Annotated in this window: 1 pseudogene; it reads right to left on the reverse strand. The window is 64.7% G+C overall.

The features are described from left to right. Positions 1-14 precede the first annotated feature (14 nt). Positions 15-891: pseudogene (locus tag MLGJGCBP_RS47945) on the reverse strand (IS5 family transposase). Between the last annotated feature and the right edge of the window lie 50 nt (positions 892-941).

Raw genomic sequence — 941 nt, forward strand, 5'->3', positions numbered from 1 at the left:
CTAGAGCGTGTCTGCTATTTGCGGACACGGTGATGAATAACAATCGCGCCGAGGAGTACGCCACCGAGGAAGGTGGTGGCGTACTTGTCGTAACGCGTGGCGATGCCACGCCATTGCTTGAGTCGCCCGAAACCACGCTCGACGGTGTTGCGTTCGCGGTAGAGGTCCTTGTCGAATGCCGGCGGTCGACCTCCATCCGGCCCCTTGGCCTTGCGGCGTCGGATCTGGTCACGGCGTTCGGGAATGGTGTGCGAGATTCGGCGTTCCCGCAGATGCTTTCGAGTGCTCGGATGCGAGTACGCCTTGTCGGCCAGCAGCCGGAACCTTTCGGTGTCGTGGGCGCGATGTGCTTCGAGCAGCGGCGCCAGGTACGGGTTGTCGCCCGCCTGCCCCGGCGAGAGCAGCAGCGTCAGCGGGCAGCAGAACGTGTCGGTGAGGGCGTGGATCTTGGTGCTCAGCCCACCCCGGGAGCGGCCGAGTGCGTGGTCGGCGGGTTCGTTGGCCAGATTCTTGTCATTCGACCGAGCCCCCTGTGTGCGCATCGGTCCGGGCACCGGCCGAATGCTGGTGGGCGCGGACAACGGTCGAATCGATCGACAGCAGCCGTTCGAGCTGTTCCTCTCGTTCGGGTGCTGCCGCCCGCACCGCGGCGAACATCCGCACGTAGGTGCCGTCGTCCGACCAGCGGCGATGCCGTTCCCAGATGGACTGCCACGGACCGAAACATTCGGGCAGATCGCGCCACGGTGACCCGGTACGGAACCGCCAGACGATTCCCTCCAGCGTCAACCGATGATCGTTCCACGGCCGCCCCCTCCGTCCCGCCAGAGAAGGAAGGACGGGTTCGATCACAGCCCACAGGGCATCGGAAATCTCGTTGGCACGCAACACGGGGACAGTCTCGAGCATCCAACCGCCAATATTTGGCAGACACGCTCTAG

Source organism: Rhodococcus sp. T7 (assembly GCF_009872365.1).
Lineage (GTDB): Bacteria > Actinomycetota > Actinomycetes > Mycobacteriales > Mycobacteriaceae > Rhodococcus_F.